This is a genomic window from Kitasatospora sp. NPDC088160 (assembly GCF_044741445.1).
Taxonomy (GTDB): domain Bacteria; phylum Actinomycetota; class Actinomycetes; order Streptomycetales; family Streptomycetaceae; genus Kitasatospora.
Genome location: NZ_JBIUSS010000037.1, coordinates 65,356 through 74,612 on the forward strand (window position 1 = coordinate 65,356; position 9,257 = coordinate 74,612).

6 protein-coding genes are annotated in these 9,257 nt (G+C 72.6%); 4 read left to right on the forward strand and 2 right to left on the reverse strand.

Annotation, left to right across the window (positions count from 1 at the left end; all coding sequences use genetic code 11):
* Positions 1-48: 48 nt before the first annotated feature.
* Positions 49-1,137, reverse strand: coding sequence for a polyprenyl synthetase family protein (locus tag ACIOGZ_RS38660; protein WP_400811881.1), 1,089 nt, complete (start codon positions 1,135-1,137; stop codon positions 49-51).
* A 246-nt stretch (positions 1,138-1,383) separates the two neighbouring features.
* Here ACIOGZ_RS38660 and ACIOGZ_RS38665 point away from each other — a divergent pair, with 246 nt between their 5' ends.
* On the forward strand, positions 1,384-2,709 hold the full coding sequence (locus tag ACIOGZ_RS38665) for a tol-pal system YbgF family protein (protein WP_400989368.1): 1,326 nt from the start codon (positions 1,384-1,386) through the stop codon (positions 2,707-2,709).
* Positions 2,710-2,839: 130 nt separating this feature from the next.
* Here ACIOGZ_RS38665 and ACIOGZ_RS38670 read toward each other — a convergent pair whose 3' ends face one another.
* Positions 2,840-3,865, reverse strand: a complete 1,026-nt coding sequence (locus ACIOGZ_RS38670) for a hypothetical protein (protein ID WP_400989370.1) — start codon at positions 3,863-3,865, stop codon at positions 2,840-2,842.
* A gap of 1,074 nt (positions 3,866-4,939) precedes the next feature.
* Between ACIOGZ_RS38670 and ACIOGZ_RS38675 the strand changes: the two genes are divergently transcribed.
* From ACIOGZ_RS38675 to ispG, 3 genes are all read left to right on the forward strand, one after another.
* Positions 4,940-5,941, forward strand: a complete 1,002-nt coding sequence (locus ACIOGZ_RS38675; protein ID WP_400989372.1) for a 4-hydroxy-3-methylbut-2-enyl diphosphate reductase — start codon at positions 4,940-4,942, stop codon at positions 5,939-5,941.
* Positions 5,942-6,035: 94 nt separating this feature from the next.
* The gene (locus tag ACIOGZ_RS38680; protein WP_400989373.1) at positions 6,036-7,955 is read left to right on the forward strand and encodes a 1-deoxy-D-xylulose-5-phosphate synthase; all 1,920 of its coding nucleotides are present in this window, start codon (positions 6,036-6,038) and stop codon (positions 7,953-7,955) included.
* Complete coding sequence (gene ispG, locus ACIOGZ_RS38685) at positions 7,952-9,115, forward strand: flavodoxin-dependent (E)-4-hydroxy-3-methylbut-2-enyl-diphosphate synthase (RefSeq protein ID WP_400811876.1); 1,164 nt, start codon at positions 7,952-7,954, stop codon at positions 9,113-9,115. Before ACIOGZ_RS38680 ends, ispG begins: the two co-directional genes overlap by 4 nt.
* Positions 9,116-9,257: the final 142 nt, after the last annotated feature.

Consider the following 9,257-nt stretch of genomic DNA (forward strand, 5'->3'; position numbering starts at 1 on the left):
GTCACAGGGGCGGCCAGGACGGGCGGTCGCCTTCCGGTGCGACTGCGCTCATGTGGTCCTCTTCGTCGCGGCCCGTGCGAGTTCGCGCAGGGTGGCGGCCACGGCGGGCGGGATCGTGCTGCGGGAGAGGGCGTGGTCGGCCTGCGCGCAGCGGGCCCGGATCATCTGCTCGACCATGTCGCGGGCGCCGGTGGCGGTGATGACGCGTCGGGCGTCCTCGGCCTGCTCCTCGGTCAGGTCGGGGTCGCCCAGGAGCCGGCGCAGCCGGGCGACCTGGTCCGGGGTTGCGAGTTTGAGGGCGAGGGCTGCGAGGGTGGTGTGCTTGCCGTCGCGCAGGTCGTCGAGGGTGGGCTTGCCGGTGCGGTCCGGGTCGCCGTAGACGCCGAGGAGGTCGTCGCGCAGTTGGAAGGCCTCTCCGAGGGGGAGGGCGAAGTCGCTGAGGACGGTGCGCAGTTCGTCGTCGGCTCCGGCGAGGGTGGCACCGATCTGCAGGGGGCGTTCGCAGGTGTACTTGGCGGTCTTGTAGTGGATGATCGCCAGTGCCCGGTCGACGTCGTCGGTGGGGTGCCCGGTGGAGGCGAGGTCGAGGTACTGGCCGTACATGACCTCGGTGCGCATGGCGTCGATGAGCGGCAGGATGCGGACGAGCCGGCCCGGGGTGAGGCCTGCGGTGTGGAGGAGTTCGTCCGACCAGGCCAGGGCGAGGTCGCCGACCAGGATCGCGGAGCCGACCCCGAGGTCGTCGGCGGCCGCCTCGCTGCGGCCCTCGCGTTGCAGGGTGGCGAGGGCACGGTGGACGGTGGGGTGGCCGCGGCGGGTGGTGGAGCGGTCCATGATGTCGTCGTGGATGAGGGCGAAGGCGTGGAACATCTCCAGCGACGCCGCCACCCGCAGTACCGGCCGCGGATCGCCTTCGCCACCCGCCGCGCGCCAGCCGGTCACGCACAGCAGGGGGCGCAGGCGTTTGCCGCCGGAGGAGAGGAAGTCGTGCAGGATCCGGGGAATCTCCCCGGGCAGGTACCGCGCGGTCGCCGCACGGGCCTTGGCGGTGAGGAAGCCGTCGAGGATGCCGTCGACCTGGGTACGTACCACTGTCAGGTCGGGTGATTCGGAGCCGAGGGTCCTGGCCGTCATCATGCTTCTCCGTTCGGTACACCGGTTGCCGCCCCGGCCGAGTGGTGCTCTCACTCCGGGGGCGCACGAAGGGCTTTTCACCGGGGCGCTTGCCAGACCTGCCTGGCTGCGCCCACAGTGTGTCCAGTAAGCCCTGGCGAGCCGCTTCGACGTAACTCTGCTTAGCGGCAGGGTTGTTGAACCTCTCGTCGTGTTGAACGCCCCGCACCCGCCCACGACGTCGCTTCCGCCGCGACCACGAGGTTCACCGTGAGTCCCCGAAACACACCCAATCCCCGTCTGCGGGCTCTGCTCGACGAGACAGGCTGGACCAACGAGCAGCTCGCCCGAGCCGTCAACGCCGTCGGCAGCCTTCGCGCCCTGCCCCTGCACTACGACCGCACCTCGGTCGCGCACTGGCTCCTCGGCTCCCGCCCCCGCCCCGAAGTGGCCGACATCGTCTGCCACGTCCTGTCCGACGCCCTCCACCGCGCGATCACGCCCCAGGCCGCCGGCCTCTCCCCCTCCGCCGCCACCGTCGAGAAGCCCACCACCCCGGACATCGCCGTGCGGCTGGAGCAACTCGGTGCCGCCTCGGCCGTCAGCCCCCGCACCCTCCGCCTGATCCCCTACGACCCGACCCTGCGGTCGCCCGTGGCTGTCGCACCCTCGCCGCGCCCGAGCGGTAGAACGCGGGTCAGTACCGCCCACGTCCAGGCCGCGAACCTGATGGCCACCGTGTTCGCCGACGCGGACGACATGTTCGGCGGTGCCCGGACCCGCCCGGCCCTCACCACCTACCTGGCCACCGACATCGCACCCCAACTCACCAGCCCCGTCGGCGCCACGCTCCACCGGCAACTGCGCCAGGCCGCCGCCGACCTCGCCTACCTCACCGCCTTCACCTGCTTCGACGAGCACCTCCACGGCGCCGCGCAGACCTACTACCGCATCGCCGCGGAGCTCGCCATCGAGGCCGCCGACCCGCTGCGGCACGCGATCGTCCTGCGGCAGATGAGCGTCCAGGCCAACCACATGGGCGACCGCGCGCAGGCCCTGAACCTGGCCCAGGCCGCGGCGGCCTACGTCACCAGACTCCCACCGGGTTCGGCCGCGTTCATCACCGGGCAGCTCGCCGTCACCCTCGCCGCTTCCGACCGGCGCCGCGAGGCGTTCACCCAACTCGACCGGGCGCAAAGCCTGTTGGACGACGCCCAGGACGAGCACCGGACCACCGGCGGTTACCACAGTGCCGCCCTCAACCACCAGCGGGCCGAGGTCTTCGCATCAACCGGCGACGTCTCGCGAGCATGCGCCGTTCTGTCCCACTCCCTCACCCGCAGGCCGTCCGACGAGCGCCGGGCCCGGGCCCTGACCACCGCGCGACTCGCCGAACTCCTCCTTCAAAAGGGACAGTTGGAGGAAGCCTGCCAGCACTGGCACGCCTTCCTGCACGACTACCCCCATCTGCAGTCGGCCCGCGCCACCGCGGCCCTGCACACCATGCGCGGCCGTCTGCGCAGCTACCAGCGCGTCCCGGCCGCCGCCCAGCTCCTGCGCCACCCCATCCACCACGAGGACTGCCGGATCCCTTAGGTCCTGTCCGGCTGATCTTGGCGGATCGGCCCGCGGCTCTCCCGGCCGGAGGCTTGGGGCGGATGCCCGGCATCGCGGGCCCGGCAGGATCGGCCGGACAGGGCCTGGTCGGCCCTGGTCCGCCGCGCCTTCAAGCCGGTCGTATCCGACGGTTCGTTCGGCGCGCTCGGCGGATGCCTCGCCTCAAGCGTCGTCCGAACGCTAATCGGGGTACGGACGCCACCCCGCCGCCGGTGGTGGTGTGTTGGGTGGTGACAGCGGTGGGCCCGGCGCCGGAGAGGGCGTGGAGGATCCGGGTCAGCAGCGCGGGATCGGTCGTGCTGGTGGCGGTGACCCCGATGGCGGCGGTGTGCCGGAGCCATTCGGGACGGATGTCCTCGGGACTGTGGATGAGGCGGGCCGGAGCGCCCGCCTCCTCGACGACCCGCAGGGCCTCCCGGGTCTCGGGCTCGTCGAGCAGCCCGGCGATCAGGACGGTGTCACAGCTGTGGGCCAGGCGCTGCAGGGTGTGCGCGCGGTCGTCGGCCGCATGGCAGTAGCTGGCGGGGTTCTGCGGAAGGACGTGTCCGAAGCGGGCACGTACGGTCTCCGTGATGACTTCGGCGTCCTCGACCGGCCGCCCGGGGGCGATGACGACGGCGACCCGTGCCGGGTCGGGCACGGGCACCGCCATGGCATGTTCGAGGTTCTCGAGGACCTTCACCTGCCCGGGTGCCGCCTGGGCGGTCAGACCGGGAGTCACCGCGTCGGTGGACCGTCCGGCGACCAGCACGGCCTCGCCGCCGGCGACGAAGGCCCGGATCTGCGCGTGGAGGTCCGCGACCTTCCCGCAGGTCGCGTCGACGACGGTGACACCGCGCCCGGCCAGTCCGGCCCGGACCTCGGGCGTGGCGCCGGCCGGGCCGATCACGGCCACCGCGCCCGGAGGGACCTGCTCCGCCACGGCGACGGACACCACCCCTCGCGCCCGCCACCGGGCCGCCACCAGGGCATCGACCGGCAAACCGCCCACCACCGCCACCGGCCCCGCCGTCCCACTGAGTACGGCGTCGACCTCTTCACGGGCCCGCACCGCCCCTGCACACAGCGGTGCGACGCCGGCCGACACCAGCCGCCTCGTGCGCAGCACCGCCGCCCAGTTGTCCAGTGCGCGCACGGCTTCCTCCGAGGGGGCATCCGCGCCTGCGGAGGTCACCACCGCCAGCCCGACCACGGCACCGTTTCGACCTACGTAGGTCACCGCCCGCACCGCCCCGCCACCCCCCGCACCCGCACCCGCACCCGCACCCGCACCGAGTTCCTCCCAGGGCGGATCCCCTGTCCACAACGAGGTTCCAACTGCCCCGCCGGTCACGGTCAGGCCCGCGGGCACGGTGAGACCCGTCGCCGTGGCGGAGGCCGCAGGCCGAAGCGCCCCGGCCCCGCCGCAGGTCGGGACGGGAAAGTCCTGGTAGCGGACCCGCAGCCCGGCGCGGCGCAGAGCCCCGGCCACGAGTTCGGCTCCACGGCAATCGACCGGACCCCGCAAGGGATGGTGCAGGAGGGTCGGGACCAGGGCCTCGTCCGGGCACAACGGCCCGACGAGAACGGCCCATTGGTCTTTTCTGAGCGTTCTCTTCACTGCGGTTCTCTCCCTGCCCACGCGTCAGTAGGACGCCGGACAGAACGGGATCCGCACACGGGAATCCCCGGCGTTGAACACGTACTCTGACGCCCCGGCACCCGGCGCCTTCACAGCGACAACGCCCATCCGCCCCGCGCCCACCCGAACGGCCGTTGGCCTCACTCGAAGGTACTGAAGGTTCCCCGAGACGCCCTGGACGGCCGACTACTGGGGCAAATTTGTTCCCATATACGGCAGTTCGGAGTCGTTCAAGGTCGTTCAACACGGCAGGAGGTTCAACAAGCATGCCATGAAGAAGAGTTACGCCGGATGACCTGGCTGGGGCTCACTGGACACACGTGAGCATTCCCCGGCAGGTTCAGCGAACGCCTCCGCCGCAGGTCCTCTGCTCACCCATGCGTGAGTGCGCCACCGAGCCGGCGCGGACAACCGGGGCAGCGGGCCCGAAGGGCCTCCCCCGCCCGCCGGCCGCACGGACCTCGCGGACCCGACCATCCCTCAGGAGAGACTGATGCCCCTACTGGTCCGTACCGATGCGGCGGGCGCCCTGCACCGCCCCGCCGACACCACACCGCTCGCCGTCCTCGCACGTGGCCGGGTGTCGCGGTGACGGCCGAACCCGACCGCACCCCCGCAGCCGCACCTCCTCCGCCGCCCGCCGCCCGGCGGCACAGGACGGTGGTTCTCGCCTCGCCGCGCTCGTTCTGTGCCGGGGTGGAGCGCGCGATCGACACCGTGGAACGGCTGCTGGACGCCCCGGACCGGAACGGGCCGGTGTACGTACGCAAGCAGATCGTCCACAACACCCACGTCGTGGCGGGCCTCGCCGCCCGGGGAGCGGTGTTCGTCGAAGAACTCGACGAGGTACCGGCCGGTGCCACGGTCGTCTTCTCGGCCCACGGTGTGTCACCTGAGGTCCATGCCCAGGCCGGTGCCCGCGAGCTGACCGTCGTGGACGCGACCTGCCCGCTGGTCACCAAGGTCCACTCCGAGGCCAGGCGCTTCGCCGCTCGCGGCGACACCATCGTCCTGATCGGGCACGCCGGGCACGAGGAGGTCGAGGGCACCCTGGGTGAGGCCCCCGCCTCCATCGTCCTGGTCGAGACCCCCGCGCAGGCGGCCGCTCTCCAGGTCCCCGACGGGACCCGCGTCTCCTACCTCACCCAGACCACCCTGGCCGTGGACGAGACGCGCGAGGTCGTCGACATCCTGCGCCGCCGCTTCCCGGCCCTGCGGGAGCCCCCGTCGGACGACATCTGCTACGCGACCACCAACCGGCAGCTGGCCGTGGCGGAAGTCGCGGAGCGCTGCGACCTGGTCCTGGTCATCGGCTCGGCGAACTCCTCGAACTCGGTGCGGATGGTGGAGGTCGCCCGCCGCGCCGGTGCCGAGGCGCACCTCGTCGAGGACGCCGACGGCATCGACCCGGCCTGGATCGAGCGCGCCGGCACCATCGGTCTGTCCGCCGGAGCGTCCGCCCCACCGGCCCTGGTGACCGGTGTGATCCGGGCCCTCCACCGGTGGGGGCCGGTGACGGTCGTGGAGCACACCGCCGCGGTGGAGGACATGTACTTCGCGCCGCCGGCCCCGGTCCGGGAGCGCCCGTGAGCACTCCTCGGTTCCGACTGTCGGTCACCGTCCACGGCGATCGGCGCGCCACAGCCACCATCCACTTCGTCCGCTTCGAGAAGGTGTTCACCCCATGACGGCCATCGACCCTCCATCCCGAGCCGGGGAGACCCGCCCCACCACCGAGGAGAAGAGCAGACGCACCGCCACCGGTACCGGGGTGCCCCCCACCGCTCACGGACCACTTCCCCTCCCCGGAACCCCGGCCGCCCTGCGCGCCCTGCGCCCCGGCCGACTCGACCGGCTGGCGGCCGGGATACGGGACCTGCTCGTGGACCGGGTGTCCGCCACCGGTGGCCATCTGGGCGCGAGCCTGGGTGTGGTGGAGCTGACCATCGCCCTCCACCGGGTCTTCGACTCGCCGCGTGACGCGATCCTGTTCGACACCGGCCACCAGTCCTACCCGCACAAGGTCCTCACCGGACGCGCCCGGGAGTTCGCCACCCTGCGCCAGCAGGGCGGGCTGTCCGGCTACCCGAGCCGGGCCGAGTCCGCGCACGACTGGATCGAGAACTCCCACGCCTCCACCGCCCTGGCCTACGCCGACGGCCTGGCCAAGGCCTTCCACCTACGAGGAGCGGCACGGCGGGTGGTGGCGGTCGTCGGCGACGGCGCGCTCACCGGCGGCCTGGCCTTCGAAGCCCTGAACAACCTCGGGGCCGCCGGGCGCCCGGTCATCGTCGTGCTGAACGACAACACCCGCTCCTACGACCCCAGCGCAGGTGCACTGCCCGCCCACCTGGCCCGGCTGCGCGAGAGCGGCCAGGTCACACCGGACCGCAATGTCTTCACCGACCTCGGGTTCGCCTACCTCGGCCCCGTCGACGGCCACGACACCCCCGCGCTGGAGACCGCACTGCGCCGCGCCGCTGCCCTCGGACGGCCGGTCGTGGTGCACGCCGTCACCACCAAGGGGAAGGGCTACGCACCGGCCGAAGCCGACACCGACGACCGGATGCACGCCTGCGGAGTCATCGACCCGGCCACCGGCCGCCCCCGCACCACGGGCAAGCCGACCTGGACGTCCGTCTTCGCCGCCGAGCTCGCCGCCCTGGGAGGCGAGCGCGAGGACCTCGTCGCCCTCACCGCGGCGATGCGCCTGCCGGTCGGGCTCGGCCCGTTCTCCCGGAAGTTCCCCGACCGGGTCTTCGACTCGGGGATCGCCGAGCAGCACGCCGTCACCTCCGCCGCCGGGCTGGCGATGGGCGGCCTGCACCCGGTGGTGTGCCTGTACGCGACGTTCCTGAACCGGGCCTTCGACCAGGTGCTGATGGACGTGGCGCTGCACCGGCTGCCGGTCACCTTCGTCCTGGACCGGGCCGGGGTCACCGGCCCCGACGGGCCCTCCCACCACGGCCTGTGGGATCTCGCGGTCCTGGCCCGCGTCCCGGGCATGCGCGTCGCCGCGCCCCGTGATCCGGCCCGGCTGCGGGCCCTGCTGCGCGAGGCGGTCGAGTCCGGCGACGGCCCGAGCACGGTGCGCTTCCCCAAAGCCGCCGCCGCGGCCGACATCGACCCGCTGACCACCATGGACGGCATCGACGTCCTGCACCGCTCCCCACACGCGCCCCTGGACGTGCTGCTGGTCGCGATCGGCACGACAGCCGGCGCCTGCCTGGAGGCCGCCCGACTCCTGGCGGCCCGGGGCATCGGAGTGACCGTGGTCGACCCCCGCTGGGTGGCCCCGGTCAACCCCGCCCTCGTCCATCTGGCCGGACGCCACCGCATCGCCCTGTCCGTGGAGGACGGGGTCCGCGAGGGCGGCATCGGAGCCCTCCTCGCCCAGCACGCCACCGACGCCGGGGTCACCGTGCCCGTTCACGCCCTGGGCCTGCCCACCCGGTTCCTGGCCCACGGTGAGCGCGGCGCCCTCCTGTCCGCCGCCGGGATCAGCGGTCCTGCCATAGCCGACACCGCCCGCCGCCTCCTGGAGCACGGCGCCCCCTCGGCCGCCTCCCTGCCGGCACCATCCTCCACACGGAGCACGTCATGAACAGCGTCGACCTCCCCGACCCCACCCCGCCCGGCCGTCGCGGCCCCGGGCCCGCGCCCGGTGATGGACCCGTTCTCGCGGCCCGCCGCCACTCCCGGCAGATCCACGTCGGCAGGGTCCCCGTGGGCGGCGGAGCACCGATCCCGGTGCAGACCATGACGACCACCCCCACCACCGACATCGACGCCACCCTCCAGCAGATCGCCGAGGCCACCGCAGCGGGCTGCGACATCATCCGCCTCGCCGTCCCCTCCGCCGACGACGCCGCCGCCCTGCCCAGGATCGTCGCCAAGTCGCCGATCCCCGTCATCGCCGACATCCACTTCCAGCCCCGCTACGTCTTCCAGGCCATCGACGCCGGCTGCGCCGCGGTCCGCGTCAACCCCGGCAACATCAAGAAGTTCGACGACAAGGTCAAGGAGATCGCCCGGGCCGCCGGCGCGGCCAAGGTCCCGATCCGGATCGGGGTGAACGCCGGCTCCCTGGACCCGCGCCTGCTCGCCAAGCACGGCAGCGCCACGCCCCAGGCACTGGCCGAGTCCGCGCTGTGGGAGTGCTCGCTGTTCGAGGAGCACGGCTTCACCGACCTCAAGATCGCCGTCAAGCACCACGACCCGCTGACCGTCATCGCCGCCTACCGGCTCCTCGCCGCCGGCTGCGACTACCCCCTGCACCTGGGCGTCACCGAAGCCGGCCCCGCGTTCCAGGGCTCCATCAAATCCGCCGTCGCCTTCGGTGTCCTCCTCGCCGAAGGCATCGGCGACACCATCCGGGTCTCCCTCTCCGCACCGCCCGCCGAGCAGGTCAAGGCGGGCTGCCACATCCTCTCCTCGCTCGGGCTACGCCCGAGGAAGCTCGAAATCGTGTCCTGCCCCGGCTGCGGACGCCTCCAGGTCGACATCCACCGCCTCGCCCAGCGGGTCGAGGCCGCCTTCGAGGGGTTCCCCCTCCCCCTGCGCGTCGCCGTCATGGGCTGCGTCGTCAACGGCCCCGGGGAGTCCCGGGAAGCCGACATCGGAGTCTCCTCCGGCAACGGCAAGGGCCAGATCTTCGTCCGGGGCCGGGTCGTCGCGACCGTCCCCGAAAACCGGATCGTCGAACGTCTCCTGGAAGAGGCCCTCAAGCTCGCCGAACACCAATCCACCGGGTCTCCCACGTAGACCGCCCGAAGGAGCAGAGTCCCATGGCCACTCCGAGCAAGCCGATTCGCCGACTGGACCGGGTGATCATCCGTTTCGCCGGTGACTCGGGTGACGGCATGCAGCTCACCGGTGACCGGTTCACCTCGGAGACGGCGTCGTT

Excerpts from the sequence above, each read along its gene's own strand:
- ACIOGZ_RS38660 (WP_400811881.1), bottom strand. The coding sequence starts at position 1,137 with ATGATGACGGCCAGGACCCTCGGCTCCGAATCACCCGACCTGACAGTG.
- ACIOGZ_RS38680 (WP_400989373.1), top strand. The coding sequence starts at position 6,036 with ATGACGGCCATCGACCCTCCATCCCGAGCCGGGGAGACCCGCCCCACC.
- ispG (WP_400811876.1), top strand. The coding sequence starts at position 7,952 with ATGAACAGCGTCGACCTCCCCGACCCCACCCCGCCCGGCCGTCGCGGC.